A 15853-nucleotide genomic window follows, 5' to 3' on the forward strand; every position below is an offset into this window, starting at 1 on the left:
CATCACAAATTTGTGATGGCTTTTTGTTTTTATGATATTCAGAACAAAAATCAACGCTTTCATAACATTTTTAACGAGGCGGTCAAGGAAGATTATATATTTGAATTTGATGAAAAATGCCATTAATATTTTAAAAAAAATCAGAAACTGCATTTGTTTATCTTTGTTATTATGAGAAAATATTCTAGTTTTTTTCTACTTTTTCTGGTGGTTTTTTGTTCCGGGCAAAATGCTTTTCACGTATTGCGGAAAGAACTTGATAATAAGATTCAAAATTCGGATTATCCAACTGCTTTGGAACTGATCAATCAAAATAGGGAACATTATAATCCCGAGGAAAAGACAAATCTTGACGTTTTAAAAGTAAAAATCCTGACGGAATTGGGACTCTACGATGAGGCTTTCAAACTGTCTCAAAATCTCATCAATTCTAAATTGACGCCTGAACAGCAACTCAAAATCCATATCGAAAGAGAACTCATTTTTGAAATTAATAATGATGAAAAATCTTCCAAAATCGAAATTGATAAAGCAGAACAGTTAATCAAAAATTATCCTGATCTTAAACCTAAAAATTATACTCATTTTCTTATCAGGAAATCTTCGTATTACAGGGTGAATGGTCATCGGGAAATTGCATTTGAAATCGCTAACGAGGCCAAAAAATATGCGATGTCAGTCAATGATGAATCGAATCTTCCTGATGTAGAACTGATTCTGGGATTGGGAAACCGGAACAATCCAGAGAAGAGATTAGCACATTTTCAGCGTGCACTTTATTTGTACAAAAGACTTCATCACAACGAGGCGATTAATTCTATGTACAATAATATTTCGTTTTTATATTTCTCAAAGCAGGATTATAAAGTGGCTGATGTTTATATAGATTCTGCAATTGCCAATTCCAAAAATTCAAGAGTTTTAAATTACAGAGCGGATATTTTTCAATTGAAAAGCGAAATTATGGAAAAGCAAAATCAACCTGATTCCGCTTTACACTATTACAAACTGGCTTCAGGCTTGTATAATCAGTTCAACAATCAGCAAAGAGATCTTAAAGTTAAAGAACTGGGAATTCAATTTAATTTTCAGAAGGAAAAAACGGAGAAAGAACAACTACAAAAGAACATTGCGGGAACTCGAAAGCTTAATATCACATTATTTATTTCTGTTTTCGTTTTAGCGTGTTTACTTTGGTTGATTCTTAAAAATAAAAAGAAAATAGAAGTTCAAAAACAAGAAATTTCTGATAATAACCTTGCTTTGAAAAACAATCTTGAGCAGAAACAATTCTTGGTTCAGGAGCTTAATCATCGTGTCAAAAATAATCTGGCTGTGATTCTCAGTCTGATAGATTTTCAGAAAGACCAAGCTGATAGTTCCGAGTATAAAAATAGATTTGAAGATCTTCATCAGCGGATAAAAACGATAATGATTGCGCATGAACTCTATTCTTACAGCGTGAATCATAATGATAATGCACTTATCGAGGTAGAAAGTTATACGAACCGGATTTTCGAAACGCATCAAAATAGTTCACAGAGAGTTATTGATTATAAAATTGATATCGAAAATAGCACTCTGAAAGTAGACAAAGCATTACCATTTGGTTTAATTCTTAATGAGTTGATTACTAATTCTATAAAACACGCAAAAACAGAATCGCTAATATTAGATTTAAAATTAAATTTGATTGATGATAAGATAGAATTGTCATATTCGGATAACGGAACCAATTTCGATTTTGAAAATAAGAAAGATTCACTCGGGCTTTTGATTATAGAAGGAATGGTAAAACAATTGAAAGGGAATTACACGAGAGATAAAGCTAATTATAAAATCACATTTCCCAATGACTGAGCATAAAAATAGAATACTGATTGTAGAAGATGAGGTCTTGATTGCGTTCTCTGTCAAAAAAATGCTGGAGCCGTTTTTCTTGTCAGAAATTGCTCACGATTATGAAGAAGCAAAACTGTTGTTGTCTCACAAATTATTTGATTTGGTTTTGATTGATATTTCGCTTTCCGGAGAAAAAACAGGGCTGGATTTGGCGCAGTTCATCAATGATAATATTTCGATTCCATTCATTTTTACAACCGCTTTGACCGATCTAGGTACACTCGAAAAAGTGACTGATCTGAAACCTTCTGCTTACCTTTCAAAACCTGTCGAAAGTGTGAATTTGGTCACAGCAATTAATCTTGCATTGGCCAATCAGGATAATATCTTCAAGATAGAGATTGGCAAACAGGTCTATTATTTCCAATCCAAAGATTTTCTTTTTGCAGAAGCTGACCATATCTATGTCGAAATCTATTTGAAGTCCGGTAAAAATCAAATTCTAAGAACAACAATGTCCTATCTGGAAGAGGTTTTTCCTTCGAAATATTTTAAACGCATAAATCGAAGTGTAGCTGTCAATCCCTATCATATTTCAAAAATCGTGAATGATAAATTGTATTTGGAGGATAAGGTTTTCAAGATTTCCAAACATTTCTAATTTCATTTTAGAACAAAAAAGCATAGTTTCAGAACATTTTTTCGGGTAAGAATTTCATCGTTTCTAATTTTAATGAATGAATGCTAAATCATTGTCATTCAATTCTAATCTGTTAAAACTGAAATTATGAAAACACTTCTATTCTTTCTTTCTTGTTTGTTGATTCCTGCTTTTGTTGATGCACAGATTTCGCCAAGTCTTACTGGTATTGTGTATGTCAATACGGCTGTAATTGGTGGTACAGAAACCGGTTCTTCGTGGTCCAATGCTTCTAAAAATTTAAAGCAGGTCATTACGGCTGCCAACTCTAATCCAGCAATTAAGGAAATCTGGGTTTCCAAGGGAACTTATTATCCGTCTACGACTTCCAACAGAGATGACTTTTTCTATATCACCCGAAATAATTTGAAGGTCTATGGAGGCTTTTCAGGATCAGAAACATCTTTATCCGAAAGAGATATCCAGACCAATGAAACCATTCTGAGTGGTAATATCGGAGCGGCAAATTCGGCTAATGATAACAGTTACCATATAATGGTTATCGATGCGTATGATTCAGCGATTGACAATTCTACGCAGATAGATGGTTTTACATTTCAGGATGGGAATGCAAACGCCGGATCTGTTTTGAATAATTATTTTCCAAGATATACAGGGAGCGCAATTCTAGTTTATCCCTCGATTGATAATAATTCTCCGTTGATATCCAATAATATATTTAAGAATAATTCGCAGTTTCAGTTAGGAGCTTTGGCAATCGAAGCTAATACCTCAGGAACTAATGTCACGCGAGTAGAGAATTGTTCTTTTTATAACAATTACTCAAAATATGCAGGTGGAGCACTTGATGTTTTTAATCATTATGGAACAGTCCAAAATATTGAGATCAAAGGCTGTATTTTTCAAGAAAATGTTGTGGATAATGGTTCTCAAGGCGGACCAAATGGTGGTCTTGGGGCAGCGATTTTTACTTATGGGAATAATAATGTTTTGATTAATAAAAGTAGATTTGTAAACAACAAGATTGGTAATTATACTCAATATTCTGGTACGTACAAAGGAACGGCAGTTGCGGCAAGAGAAGGTTCTGAAGTTACTATTGTTAATAGTCTAATTTATTCTGACCAGATTTATATTCCTTTTTATAATAGTGCTTCTTCCCTCAGTTTTATTAATTCCACGGTCTACAACCCAGATGGCGGGACACTTCTTGCAACTGTAAATCCAGTTCTCAATTCTATTCAGAATTCTATTTTCTGGATGGGTGGTAATTCTGTGAATGCAATTGATGGTGCTGGGACAACTGTAACAGCGAACAATTCTATTATTCTTCCAAAATACAATGTGACTTTGACCGGTTCTAATAATTATACTGCAGATCCTTTATTTAAAGATGTTGCTTCTAAGGATTTTGGTTTGCAAAATTCTAGTAATGGGATTAATAATGGAAATAATTCGTTTTACGATGTGTCAAAGTATGGAAATTTTGATCTGGCAAATAATAGTCGAACCGAGGAAACAACAATTGATATCGGAGCTTTTGAAAAACAACCGACCTTATCTGTCTCGGGCATTAATAATGAAAAATCAATTACAATCTATCCAAATCCTGTAAAGGATATTCTGAATCTGAAAACCAGAGAAAAAATCTTCATGGTGGAAATCATATCGATGGATGGAAAAAAAGTATTGACGAGAAATATAGATAATGAAACGAAGTTAGATTTGGGATCATTACCAAAAGGAATTTACTTCATTCATATTTCTACAGAAAAAGAAACACAATCCTTGAAATTCATCAAGGAATAATAATGTTGGTTAATCAGCCTGATTTATTTGTAATCATCGATCAACCAAACACTAGGTTCGTCAAAAAATAATTTCTAACAATCTTAAAAGTAAACATTATGAAAAAAATCAATCCTTTATTGGCTATGATTGTATTAATCTGTTCCAATTTTTTCTATGCGCAGAGCAGTACAGAGTCTTTCGAAACAGAATCGCACGGCAGTACTTCTTTCACAGACAATGGTGTGATTTTCAACATTCTTTCCCACGTGGGTACGTTCCGAGTACAGGGTAATTTTCCCGGAACAGGTTGGAACGGAACTGCAAATGATAACAGGTACATTGACAATTCAAACTCGTCAGAAAGCCCAGCCTCTTTTAGCATTAGAACAACATCTAATTTGTTCAAAGTTAATAGATTTTGGATATATCTGTCAGCATTTAATCTTGATCTAAACGTTGACGGAACTCTTACGATTACAGGCAAATTATCCGGAGTTACCAAATTTACGCAGACCAAAACTACAGGATTTGCCACTTCTTTAGGAAGTACGAATGGTTTTACATTAATAGATTTGGCGAATCTGAATGGGCAGAACTATTCCAATATAGTTATAGATCAGCTACAGCTTACGTTGGGTGGAGCTTTCAGGTATGCTAGTTTAGACGCCTTTACTTGGGTCAAGGACTCAAATATAGTCTTGGCTGTTGATGACACACAGAGTAAGGCGAAAGATTATTGGGTTTATCCTAATCCGGCATCAGATTTTATCAGTTTTAATAATGCTAAGGATATTCAGAAAGTGGAGATTTATGATTTAAGCGGAAAGCTAATTATAAGTTCCGATAAAGCGGAAAAAGTAAACATTTCTCAATTGGAAAAAGGAACTTATGTGACAAAACTCAAAATGAGTAATGAAACCGTGAATTCAAAATTCATCAAAAAATAAAGGAAAATAAAACTTGAATTTTGCCGGGAGATTTTCTTCCGGCTTTTTTATTCTCAATCCGAATCGCTATTTTTGGAAAAAATATAAAATGTCCAGTTTCATAGATTTTGGAATCGCTCAAAAACAATACGACAGAATGAATAGAATTACGCAGTTGTTCGGAACAAAATATCCAATCATTCAAGGTGGAATGATCTGGCATTCCGGATGGCGACTGGCTTCGGCGGTTTCTAATAATGGCGGATTGGGATTGATTGGTTCGGCGAGTATGTATCCCGACATTCTGAGAGAAAATATCAGAAAATGTAAAGCTGCAACAGACAAACCTTTCGGAGTGAATGTCGCTTTGCTTTACCCGAATCTTGAAGAGATCATTAACATTATTTTGGAAGAAGGTGTGAAAATCGTTTTTACATCGGCTGGTAATCCGAAAACTTATACCGAGACTTTGAAAAAAGAAGGCATCAAAGTTGCTCACGTTGTATCAAGTGTTAAGTTTGCTATGAAATGTCAGGAAGCTGGAGTTGATGCAGTTGTAGCAGAAGGTTTCGAAGCAGGCGGACATAACGGGCGAGATGAAACGACAACACTTTGTTTGATCCCGAATGTCAGGAAACATATCGATATTCCTTTGATTGCTGCGGGAGGAATTGGTTTAGGAAGCCAGATGAGGGCAGCAATGACTTTGGGTGCTGACGGCGTTCAGATCGGTTCCCGTTTTGCAGCAACAGTCGAAGCAAGTTCTCACGAGAATTTCAAAAATAAAATCGTTGAACTGAAAGAAGGTGATACGCAATTAACATTAAAGGAATTAGCGCCGGTTAGATTAGTTAAAAATAAATTCTTTCACGACTTAGAAAATCTTTACGAAACCGGCAGAAATATTGAAGCTCTGAAAGAAACGCTCGGAAGAGCCCGTGCGAAACGCGGAATGTTCGAAGGGGATCTGGAAGAAGGCGAATTAGAAATCGGACAGGTTTCTGCTTTGATAGACGAGATTCTCCCTGTAGAAAAAGTCTTCGAAAACCTAATCAAAGAATTCAATGAAGCAAAAGTCGATTTGAGTTTGTAAGAAACAAATTTAAAGACAAGAGACAAATTCCAAGGCTCCGAGTGCCTCAGCCTGACAAGTATTAACATTACACCAAAAGAAGCCTAATTGCTCATCATTTATAATTCATCATTAATCATTTATAATTAACCACGTGTTTTCTAAACAAGAAGCTCAAAAATTGAAAACAGAATTCTGGACGGCTTTCGGAAAAGCTTTTCCGAGAAAATGGCTGTTGTATGATACCAAAATCAAGGATTTTTCTTTCAAGTTTTATGCAGATAACAAAAAAGCTGAGGTTTCGATTGATATCGAGATGAAAGATGAATTATTCCGAAATGCTTATTACGAGAAAATTTGGTCTTTGGAATCCATTTTAGAAGATGAGATTGGAGAATTTACAAAAGATGAATTTTATGCTTTGGACAACGGGAAAATCATCAGCAGAATTTGGGTTGAGAAAACCGGAGTCAGCATTTTCAATAAGCAGACCTGGGCGGATATCTTCGAGTTCTTTGTGGAGAAAATGGATGGTTTTGAACGTTTTTATTATGAGTATGAAGATTTTATAAAAGACATTTAAAATTAATTAAAGACAATACATTTTACTTTTTATAAAATACATTTTACATTAATGAAAAACATTACAATAAAAGCCAACGATTTTTTTGAATTACTGAAGCTGAAAGATCAATCGATGTGGGATGTTTTTGCATCAATGATTGATGGCGAAGAGAAAGAGATCGTTTTCCTGAATGATGAGAATCAATATCTTTTCCACTACGTTTTGCCAACAACTATAGAAAAACTGCAAGAGGATAAAACGCTTTTTGCGAAGGAGTATTCAGAAAAATTATCAGGACTTAACTAAGTGTTTCTTCCATTCAAAATAACCGATAATCGCCATAATGGTGAAAACAAAATACTGCAAAGTCGTGAATACCAGACCTTTGTAATGCATCATCGGGATGCAGATAAAATCGGCAACAATCCAGAAAATCCAGTTTTCGAGATTTCGTTTAGCCATAAAATACATCCCAACAAGGAATAGGGAAGTGGTAACAATATCGGTGTAATTCGCCCAATCGAGGTGATAAAGTCCAAGTTTGATGCCTTCCATAGAAAACTGATTGTCGATAAATGGTTTGAGGTAGTAAATTAATCCGACAAAAAGCAAACTTCCTGCAAATAGCAAGCTTCCGACCTGCCAGTCTTTTTTGCCGGCTTTCTTTACTTCTACGTGGATGTGGTCATCAGAATGTTTGGACCAAAGAATCCAGCCATAGATACTCATCACAGTATAATAAACATTGATGAGCATATCTCCCAAAAGTCCGAAGACAAACATAATATAAATGAAAAGCACGGTGGAGATAATTCCTGTCGGGTAGACCCAGATGTTTTTTCGGATGGAATAATAGACACTCATCAACCCAAACAATACGGCAACAATTTCTAAAACAATAAGATAAGTCTCGTAAGAACTGTATTGTGCAGTCAGATATTCGAAGAAATTCATAGTCTCAAAGATAATTATTAATCTCCTAAAAATGTTAAACGCTATTGATAATTAATACAGATAAGTAAAATTAATTAGTTAAAAAAAGTTAATGAAAGCAATTTTTTAATATTTTCGTAATTCAAAAATAAATATAGAAGAAAAGCCCCCTTTGAATTTTTGGGGATAAAAAAAATTTTAAATTATGGCAAACATTTGGATTAAAAAGCCGATGGAAGCGTATGAAGCGGACATTAAAAAGAGTCAGCTAAAGCGTGTATTGGGAAAATGGAGTTTAACAGCTATTGGGATTGGTGCCATCATTGGAGGTGGTATTTTTGTTTTAACAGGTACAGGTGCGTATTATAATGCTGGTCCTGCTTTAGCACTTTCCTTTGTCATTGCTGGGATTGCCTGTGTTTTTGCGGCATTGTGTTATGCAGAATTCGCATCCATACTTCCGGTAGAAGGTTCAGCTTACGCCTATGCTTATGGAACAGTAGGAGAGATCTTCGCCTGGATTATCGGTTGGGGACTGATTCTGGAATATGCAATGGGTTCTATGACTGTAGCTGTTTCCTGGTCCGGATACTTTGGGAAATTACTGAAGATGTTTGGGCTGCATTTACCGGCTTGGTTAACGACAGACCCACAAACATATCTTGCTGCAGGTAATTCTGGATTTTCTATGAACCTACCTGCATTTTTAATTGTATGGGTAGTGATAGGGATTCTGTTGAGAGGAACAAAAGGCGCTGCAAAAGCGAATAATTTCATCGTGATGCTAAAAGTTTCTGCCATTATCTTCGTGATTATTGCCGGCGTATTTTTTATCAATCCGGAGAACTGGTCACCTTTCATTCCAGCTGCTACTACGATTACAGAAAACGGCGTTTCGCATTCTGCTTATGGTTATGCGGGAGTTGTTGCCGGAGCATCAGCCATTTTCTTTGCTTATGTTGGATTTGACGCGGTTTCTACACAGGCTGGGGAAGCGATTGACCCTAAAAAAGATGTGCCATTTGCAATCATCGCATCTTTGGTAATCTGTACATTATTATACATCTTGGTATCATTGGTTTTAACAGGAATGATGCATTATACAGACTTCAATCCACTAGGAAAATATCCGGACGCGATCAAAGCGCCAGTTGCTTACGCCTTCGATATTGCCGGACAGGCTTGGGCTGGTTATATCATCACCATTGCAGCAACAGTTGGTTTGATTTCCGTACTGATGGTAATGATTATGGGACAATCCAGAATCTTCCTGGGAATGTCAAAAGACGGATTAATTCCAAAAACCTTCTCAAAAGTAAACCCAACGACAAGTGTACCATCAAAAAACTTAATTATTTTAGGGGGTGTGATTTCAGTCATTGCTTCATTTACGCCAATCAATGATTTGGCACATATGACCAGTTTCGGGACTTTGTTCGCGTTCACAATGGTATGTGTTGCAGTTTGGGTTTTGAGAGTTAAAGAGCCGAATCTTCAAAGAAACTTCAAAGTGCCTGCATTGCCGGTCATTGCGGTTTTAGGAATTGCAATTAACATCTATTTGATCATCAATCTGAGCAAAGAAGCACAAATGTATTCTTTAGGTTGGTTGGTCATCGGTTTCTTCATTTATTTCTTGTACAGTAAAAGAAATTCAAAACTTCAGAACGGAGGATTTGGAGAGACGTTCAAAGCAGAGCAAGAACCTTTGGAAGATGTTGATATTGATATCGACAACAAGCATTAAAATATAAATTCCGCATCTTTTGCGGATTTTTTTTTGGAGCTTAATCCCGCTATCCACTATATCTTTTTTGTTATTGCGAACGAAGTGAAACAATCTGTTGAACCATTACCCATCGCAATAACAAAAAAGGATGCCGTTCCTATCGGGGCTATGGATTTTGTCTGTAAAACGAAATTTTATCAATAATAATCAACATTACTCAACTTTCATTATTTTTATAAAATGAAAAAACTAGTACTATTTTCACTGACGATGATTTCGTCATTTCTGCTATCTCAGAAATTTACAATCGATACTTTGTTGACCGACAAAATCAGCATCAGAGCCATCCAACTCTGGGACGGAAAAGTATGGTATTCCGGAACGGATTCAAAATTCGGTTATGTCAATATAAAAGATAAATCAGATAAAAAGCAAATTAAACTTTCAGACAAGAAGTTGCAATTTCGTACTCTCGCCCAAAATAAAAAAAGCTTCTACGCTATTAATATAGAAAGTCCAGCTTATTTTTTTCAAGTTGATAAAAAAACATTAGATTTCAAAGTTGTGTTCAATGATAATGATCCGACGGCTTTTTATGATGCCTTGAAATTCACAGATAATAATTTTGGATTAGCATTTAGCGACCCGTCAGCCAATCAAAGATTGAATATCTCTCAAACCCGAAATGGTGGTTCAAAATGGATTCATTGCAATGATTGTAAAGATTTTCCTTATTTAGAAAAAGGTGAGGCTGCTTTTGCTGCTAGTAATACCAATATCGCAAGTTTTGGAAATGTTATTTGGATTGCAACAGGCGGAATGAAATCCAGAATATATCGTATGAGGTATAAAGATTGTAATTGGAAAATTTTTGAAACACCTTTTACACAAGGAACTTCTTCCAAAGGAATTTATTCTATTGACTTTTACAGTGAAACTAATGGAATTGCTGTCGGCGGAGATTACACAAAACAATCCGATAACATAAACAATATTGCAACAACCAATGATGGTGGGCAAACCTGGAAAATCCAAGCCAGCGGACAAAATGCAGGCTATATGACTTGCGTGAAATTTCGACCAAAAACCAATGGGAAAGAAATAGTCGCAGTTGGAGACCAACACATAAGTTTCTCATCAGATTACGGAAAAACCTGGACAAAAATCTCCGACGAAAAAAATCTATACGCCTGTGAATGGCTCGATAAAAACACTCTGATTCTAGCAGGAAAAGACAAAATAATAAAGTTGAATTTCCAGTAAAATTTCAAGATATTTAATTTGTATTTCTTAGCTGAACCAAGCGTCTTTGTGAACTTAAAAGTATTTTCAATAAATTCAAAAATCTTAGTGGGCTTTGTGTTCAAAGTCAAGCATTAAAAACATAATCCCTATTTTTGCACCGAATTAATGGAATAGGCATAACTTGCAAATGAAAAATACGGTTATTTTCGATATGGACGGCGTGATTGTAGACACGGAACCGCTTCATAAAAAAGCTTACTATCAACATTTCAAAGAATTAGACATCGATGTAGATGCAGAATTATTCTCAAGATTTACAGGAAAATCGACCCGAAATGTTTACCAGATGATTAAAGAGATTTTCGGAATCGAAACCAATGTTGAAGAATTAATCCAAAGAAAAAGAACTCTATTTTACGACTTATTCGATTCTGACCCCGCTTTGAAATTATTAGATGGAGTCGAGAGTTTGATAAAAAATCTTTATTCTTCTAATTTCCAATTGATATTAGCTTCTTCTGCTGCCAAATCTACGATTGACCGGGTTTTCAAACGTTTCCATTTATTTCCCTATTTCTCACATCTTGTAAGTGGCGAAGATTTCCCCGAGTCAAAACCCAATCCGGCGATTTTTAACGAAGCTCAAAGGCTTTCGGGAAATGCCAAATCAGAGTGCATTATTATCGAAGACAGCACCAACGGAATACAAGCTGCCAACGCTGCCGAAATCTTCTGTATTGGCTACAAAAGCGAGAATAGCAAAAATCAGAATTACGAAACCGCAGATTTGGTCATTCATCATTTTGATGAATTGAAAGTAGAAGAATTGGAGTTGATTTAAGAGACTCTTTTCTTATTGGAAGATTCTACCCATTCATCATTTTTGCAGACTTTACAATTGCCGTGTTCTCCGGATTTGAATTCCTGAGTATAGCCACAAAATGTACAGGAATAATGAATATTCTCAGTAAATATTTTTAAAGGATTTTCTAATGAGTTAGGCAATATAGGTAAACCAAATTTAATGTCTTTATCTTCATAATAAAAAACACTGATTTCACCAGAGATTTCCTCAATAGCTTTTTCAACCTGACCAAGTTGTGAAATGCCCTTCAGTCTTAACTCCGCAAAGAATTCATCTTCTCCTAATGATTCTTTTCGGAAATCATCAATACAAAAAACACCATCCTGAATCAAGCAAATCGGTTTGCCTTCAACCAGTTTTTCAAATTTTTTGCTTTTCCCAATAAAGTAGGTGATAATGGTGTATAAGCTGATTATCATTGTGAAAACAACAATGGCGGGCATTATTCCAACATCTTTGTAAAACATCGGATCACCGGCAGCAGAACCAAGTCCAATAATCACAACCAATTCAAAAACTGAAAGTTGTTTTACGCCTCGTTTTCCCAAAAGACGGAGCCCGAAAATAATCACCAGAAACATTATTCCGGTTCGGAGAACTGTTTCCAGAAGGAAAATCCACTCTTCTGAACCTAATAAAATTTGTTTGAAATCGAACATAGTTTTTTATCGCTATGTTCAAAAAATAAGCCAGAGCTAATAAAATAAATCCGAGTTATTTCTCAAAAAACGCCATAGAACTTCCAATCCAAATCGCATCTTTTTTATTGAAATCCACATTCACCATTGCAGCTTTAGTCATTCTTACAAGGTTGACGAGTAATTCTGGGTTTTCTTCATCAGGATTCCAAGCAAAAAGCAAACGGATTTCGGCTTTAGAAAATTCTCCGTTGATGTCTTCAAAAAGAGATGCGTAAGTCACTTTTCTTTGAAGGATATAATTTTCTTTATCGTCAATTTTGTTGATGATTTCTTGAGTTGGATTCAGGTTTACGCCGCTTCCAGCAAATGAGAAAAGTGGTTTCAAGACAAAATTTTCTAGCTGTTCAGTTTCAGGAAAATCTGGCAAGAAATAACTTTTCGGAACAAATTCGTGCTTTAGTTTTGGGAGAATATATTTTGAAATTTTGAAAAACCAATTCGGATGCGTAATCCATTCTACATCGATGTCTTCCCGGAAATCAAATTCCGTTTCCAAACCTTCGATCTTATCCAATTCATCAAAAATCACACGATTGTAAATTCTATTGATAGGAATCAGTTTTCCATCATTTTCATAATACAATTTTTTGCCTTCCTTTTTGATTTTAGTCAGACAAACCGTTTTGATTCCAAGATATTGTTCAGTCAGAGCGAAATCAATTGCGGTTTTTTGTTTTTCAGGGTAGATCTCCAGAAGAATGACATTTTCTGGATTTTCGTTTCCTACGATAACTTGTTTCAGTTTTTGGATGTATTCATCTTTCGGAAGTGAGTTTTTCAGTTTGTTCAGAAAAGGATAAACTTCGGTAATCACTTCTTCAAACAATTTCTGAAAACCAAACAGACTAGGAAAAGCCTGCAACTCTATCAACTGCGGAATCATATTTCCACTCTCATCCTGACAAATTCCAAAATCTATCGCTACAAAATGGGGTTTCTGAGTGTCATTCGGAACATTACAATTCGCAGGAATAGCTTTTCTCAGTTCTTCGTCAGGCATTTCCTTGATTTGCGAAATAATCGACTGGGAAGCATCATCCAGCTTTTGCCAAAAATCTTTGGTAAGAAAAATTGGACTCTCAGAAAGTCGAAACGCGGCTTCGTGACCGCATTTCTCTTTGATTAATTCATTAACTTTAGTATATTTTTCTTGAGAAAATTCTTTGTTGAATTGAGCTCTGTATTTTGGAATCATAGTTTAATTTTTTTATTAACCACAAAAGTCACAAAAGTTAGAATATTTTATATTTAAGATAAAAAAAAAGAATAGATTAAAAAATAGACTTTTTTAAACTTTTAAAAATCATTTTAGTAAAAAGCTTTTGTGACTTTTGTGGTTTGAGTTTTTAACCGAATACCAAGTTTTTAATAATTTGCTCAGAAGCCAGTTGTAAAAATCTTGGGATGATTTGTGCTCTGGTTAATACGATTTTGTCGTCATCGTCCATTCTGTCAATCGTTTCAAGGTATTTTTCCATTCCGAAGGTTTCAATCATCGCTTCCTTATTTTTCTCATCTTCCAGGTTTTTGATGAAGCCAAGCGGATCCGCTTCCGGGTGAAATTGTGTTCCGAATATCTCGTCAGAAAAACGAACGGCCATCATTGCTCTTTCCAGGTGTACTGTTGGACGGATTTTTTCCAAAGCCACAATTTTCATTCCCAACTCGTCCAATTTTTCCTGATTCGGTTCAATACATTGATACGCCCTGGAATCTACGCCGTAAAAAGGGTCTGGCAGATTTTTGAATAAAAATTCTTTATCGCCGTCTTCCGATTTATGGATTGGCATTACGCCAAAAGAATAAGACTTTCTCTTGCAGACATTCGCAATTCCGAAGTGGATAACCGCCAATTGAAAAGAATGACAAACCAAAAACAGATATTTTTTCTGCTCATTGTTTTTGTTGTGTTCCCAAATCTGCGTCAAAAAATCGGCAAATTTCTGTTCCCACTCGTAACCTTCACGATGCGGATTTCCCGGCCCTCCGGAAGAGATGAAGATGTCAAAATCTTCAATATTGGGCATTTCATTTTTATAACGAACATCAAAAACATCTACAGAAACTTCGTATTCCGACTGCTTATGAAACGCCTGCGACAGCTCTTTAATATTTCTCATCCCTTGATTCGGATGATTATTGTTCATATCCAAAAGTGCAATTCTTACATCATTTTTACTCATATTCATAAATTTTTACAAAAATACGGAATCTAAAACTGATAAAAAGCGAACAAAATTCTCAGTACAATAATTATGGCAATTCCCTCTCCGGTGCTAAGTCACAGCTCGGGTCGGGCTTTCCGTTACAATCTTTTGCTTTTCCTTATGTGAAAGAAAAGCAAAAGGATTTTCACTTCAATCCCTATTGCGTGCGATTCGGAAACAATTAACCATTAATCACTAACAATTATAAAAGTCCTTTCTCAGTTTCATAAATCATATAATCCACGACTTTCTTCATATCGCCGCCACTTTCGTGGAACACTTTAAGTTGTCTGTCAGCACCAGTTCCCATTTTGCAGATTTCTCTAGCATATTCAACTTCTTTTCTGCAACCCAAATCGTCCACAACATCATCAATGAAAGCCAATAATTCTTCCAAAAGTTCACGATAAGGAACACTCGCTTCTTTACCAAAGTCAATCAGATGTGCATCAATTCCGTCTTTAGACGCACGCCATTTGTTCTCGGTTAAAAGAAGTCTTCTGTAACTTCTATAGCTGGTATTTTGTTGATGCATTTTGTAAATTTTCGCTACCAACGCCTGCATAATTGCTGCCAGACAAACGGTTTCATCAATCGTCATGGGCATATCGCAAATTCTGAATTCAATGGTAGGGTAGAACGGATGAACTCTCAAATCCCACCAAATTTTCTTGGCATTATCAATCGTTCCGGTTTTCACCATCAGATTCACATATGCATCAAATTCCGCAACGCTTCCGAAATAACTTGGTAATCCTGTTCTTGGGAATTTAGCAAAAACTTCCTGTCTGTAAGATTTAAAACCTGTTAATCTTCCAACCCAAAACGGTGAATTGGTGGATAGTGCGTAAACGTGAGGCAAGAAATAGCGCATCACATTTTGGATTCTAATCCCTTCTTCACGGTCAGGAATCCCGATGTGAACGTGCAATCCGAAAATCAGATTCGACCTTGCCACATCGCCCATATCGCTTACGATTTTGTCATAACGTGCGTCTTTTGTGATGATATTATCTTTCCAGTGAGAGAACGGATGTGTTCCACCGCCGGAAACTCGTAAACCCTGTTCGTGAGCGGTTTTGACAAGATGTCTTCTAAGGTCAGTCAATTCCTGACGAGCCTGCTGAATATTTTCACAGATGCCTGTTTCCATTTCAACAACCGACTCGTGCATCTCGTGTTTTAGATTTTCGCTGAGAACTGCTTTTCCTCCTTCTATTATTTTGGAAACGTGGGAAACCAAATCACGGCTTTCCGCATCTATGATTTGATATTCTTCCTCAACACCAATTGTGAATCTGTGCATATTTTTTCTT

The 15853-nt window shown here is 35.7% G+C and carries 15 protein-coding genes; 10 read left to right on the forward strand and 5 right to left on the reverse strand.

Features of this window, described 5'->3' with window-relative positions:
• Window positions 1–171: 171 nt before the first annotated feature.
• The 7 genes from BXY58_RS13550 (at window position 172) to BXY58_RS13580 (ending at window position 7163) form a co-directional block, all read left to right on the forward strand.
• Window positions 172–1860, forward strand: a complete 1689-nt coding sequence (locus tag BXY58_RS13550) for a sensor histidine kinase (protein WP_120214406.1) — start codon at window positions 172–174, stop codon at window positions 1858–1860.
• The gene (locus BXY58_RS13555; RefSeq protein WP_120214407.1) at window positions 1853–2503 is read left to right on the forward strand and encodes a response regulator transcription factor; all 651 of its coding nucleotides are present in this window, start codon (window positions 1853–1855) and stop codon (window positions 2501–2503) included. The genes BXY58_RS13550 and BXY58_RS13555 overlap by 8 nt, the downstream gene beginning before the upstream one ends.
• A 126-nt stretch (window positions 2504–2629) precedes the next feature.
• Window positions 2630–4312 (forward strand): T9SS type A sorting domain-containing protein, encoded by a 1683-nt coding sequence (locus tag BXY58_RS13560; protein ID WP_120214408.1) that lies wholly within the window; start codon window positions 2630–2632, stop codon window positions 4310–4312.
• 98 nt (window positions 4313–4410) lie between these two features.
• Window positions 4411–5241 carry a T9SS type A sorting domain-containing protein gene (locus BXY58_RS13565; RefSeq protein ID WP_120214409.1) on the forward strand — a complete coding sequence of 277 codons (831 nt, stop codon included), beginning with the start codon at window positions 4411–4413 and terminating at the stop codon, window positions 5239–5241.
• Between the two features lie 88 nt (window positions 5242–5329).
• Window positions 5330–6313, forward strand: coding sequence for an NAD(P)H-dependent flavin oxidoreductase (locus BXY58_RS13570; RefSeq protein WP_262891357.1), 984 nt, complete (start codon window positions 5330–5332; stop codon window positions 6311–6313).
• A gap of 133 nt (window positions 6314–6446) precedes the next feature.
• On the forward strand, window positions 6447–6875 hold the full coding sequence (locus BXY58_RS13575) for a DUF4268 domain-containing protein (protein WP_120214410.1): 429 nt from the start codon (window positions 6447–6449) through the stop codon (window positions 6873–6875).
• A gap of 51 nt (window positions 6876–6926) precedes the next feature.
• Window positions 6927–7163 (forward strand): hypothetical protein, encoded by a 237-nt coding sequence (locus BXY58_RS13580; RefSeq protein ID WP_120214411.1) that lies wholly within the window; start codon window positions 6927–6929, stop codon window positions 7161–7163.
• Here the strand turns inward: BXY58_RS13580 and pnuC are convergent.
• A complete protein-coding gene (gene pnuC, locus BXY58_RS13585) occupies window positions 7149–7811 on the reverse strand; it encodes a nicotinamide riboside transporter PnuC (RefSeq protein ID WP_120214412.1) in 663 nt (220 codons plus the stop codon). The genes BXY58_RS13580 and pnuC overlap by 15 nt on opposite strands.
• A gap of 184 nt (window positions 7812–7995) precedes the next feature.
• Between pnuC and BXY58_RS13590 the strand changes: the two genes are divergently transcribed.
• From BXY58_RS13590 to BXY58_RS13600, 3 genes are all read left to right on the forward strand, one after another.
• Window positions 7996–9537 (forward strand): APC family permease, encoded by a 1542-nt coding sequence (locus BXY58_RS13590; RefSeq protein WP_229728454.1) that lies wholly within the window; start codon window positions 7996–7998, stop codon window positions 9535–9537.
• 222 nt (window positions 9538–9759) lie between these two features.
• Entirely contained in the window at window positions 9760–10782 is a 1023-nt protein-coding gene (locus tag BXY58_RS13595) for a WD40/YVTN/BNR-like repeat-containing protein (RefSeq protein ID WP_229728453.1), read from the forward strand.
• A gap of 169 nt (window positions 10783–10951) precedes the next feature.
• Entirely contained in the window at window positions 10952–11605 is a 654-nt protein-coding gene (locus tag BXY58_RS13600) for an HAD family hydrolase (protein WP_120214414.1), read from the forward strand.
• Here the strand turns inward: BXY58_RS13600 and BXY58_RS13605 are convergent.
• The 4 genes from BXY58_RS13605 to BXY58_RS13620 all read right to left on the reverse strand — a co-directional run bounded on the left by BXY58_RS13605 (window position 11602) and on the right by BXY58_RS13620 (window position 15843).
• Entirely contained in the window at window positions 11602–12288 is a 687-nt protein-coding gene (locus BXY58_RS13605) for a DUF421 domain-containing protein (RefSeq protein ID WP_120214415.1), read from the reverse strand. The genes BXY58_RS13600 and BXY58_RS13605 overlap by 4 nt on opposite strands.
• A gap of 55 nt (window positions 12289–12343) precedes the next feature.
• Complete coding sequence (locus BXY58_RS13610) at window positions 12344–13525, reverse strand: hypothetical protein (RefSeq protein ID WP_120214416.1); 1182 nt, start codon at window positions 13523–13525, stop codon at window positions 12344–12346.
• Between the two features lie 151 nt (window positions 13526–13676).
• Window positions 13677–14513, reverse strand: coding sequence for a type 1 glutamine amidotransferase (locus BXY58_RS13615; RefSeq protein ID WP_229728452.1), 837 nt, complete (start codon window positions 14511–14513; stop codon window positions 13677–13679).
• 226 nt (window positions 14514–14739) lie between these two features.
• Window positions 14740–15843, reverse strand: coding sequence for a carboxylate-amine ligase (locus BXY58_RS13620; protein ID WP_120214417.1), 1104 nt, complete (start codon window positions 15841–15843; stop codon window positions 14740–14742).
• Window positions 15844–15853 lie beyond the last annotated feature (10 nt).

Source organism: Epilithonimonas arachidiradicis, from assembly GCF_003610695.1.
In the GTDB taxonomy this organism is placed as follows: domain Bacteria; phylum Bacteroidota; class Bacteroidia; order Flavobacteriales; family Weeksellaceae; genus Epilithonimonas; species Epilithonimonas arachidiradicis.

Excerpts from the sequence above, each read along its gene's own strand:
- BXY58_RS13550 (WP_120214406.1), top strand. The coding sequence starts at position 172 with ATGAGAAAATATTCTAGTTTTTTTCTACTTTTTCTGGTGGTTTTTTGT.
- BXY58_RS13555 (WP_120214407.1), top strand. The coding sequence starts at position 1,853 with ATGACTGAGCATAAAAATAGAATACTGATTGTAGAAGATGAGGTCTTG.
- BXY58_RS13560 (WP_120214408.1), top strand. The coding sequence starts at position 2,630 with ATGAAAACACTTCTATTCTTTCTTTCTTGTTTGTTGATTCCTGCTTTT.
- BXY58_RS13565 (WP_120214409.1), top strand. The coding sequence starts at position 4,411 with ATGAAAAAAATCAATCCTTTATTGGCTATGATTGTATTAATCTGTTCC.
- BXY58_RS13570 (WP_262891357.1), top strand. The coding sequence starts at position 5,330 with ATGTCCAGTTTCATAGATTTTGGAATCGCTCAAAAACAATACGACAGA.
- BXY58_RS13580 (WP_120214411.1), top strand. The coding sequence starts at position 6,927 with ATGAAAAACATTACAATAAAAGCCAACGATTTTTTTGAATTACTGAAG.
- pnuC (WP_120214412.1), bottom strand. The coding sequence starts at position 7,811 with ATGAATTTCTTCGAATATCTGACTGCACAATACAGTTCTTACGAGACT.
- BXY58_RS13590 (WP_229728454.1), top strand. The coding sequence starts at position 7,996 with ATGGCAAACATTTGGATTAAAAAGCCGATGGAAGCGTATGAAGCGGAC.
- BXY58_RS13595 (WP_229728453.1), top strand. The coding sequence starts at position 9,760 with ATGAAAAAACTAGTACTATTTTCACTGACGATGATTTCGTCATTTCTG.
- BXY58_RS13600 (WP_120214414.1), top strand. The coding sequence starts at position 10,952 with ATGAAAAATACGGTTATTTTCGATATGGACGGCGTGATTGTAGACACG.
- BXY58_RS13605 (WP_120214415.1), bottom strand. The coding sequence starts at position 12,288 with ATGTTCGATTTCAAACAAATTTTATTAGGTTCAGAAGAGTGGATTTTC.
- BXY58_RS13610 (WP_120214416.1), bottom strand. The coding sequence starts at position 13,525 with ATGATTCCAAAATACAGAGCTCAATTCAACAAAGAATTTTCTCAAGAA.
- BXY58_RS13615 (WP_229728452.1), bottom strand. The coding sequence starts at position 14,513 with ATGAGTAAAAATGATGTAAGAATTGCACTTTTGGATATGAACAATAAT.
- BXY58_RS13620 (WP_120214417.1), bottom strand. The coding sequence starts at position 15,843 with ATGCACAGATTCACAATTGGTGTTGAGGAAGAATATCAAATCATAGAT.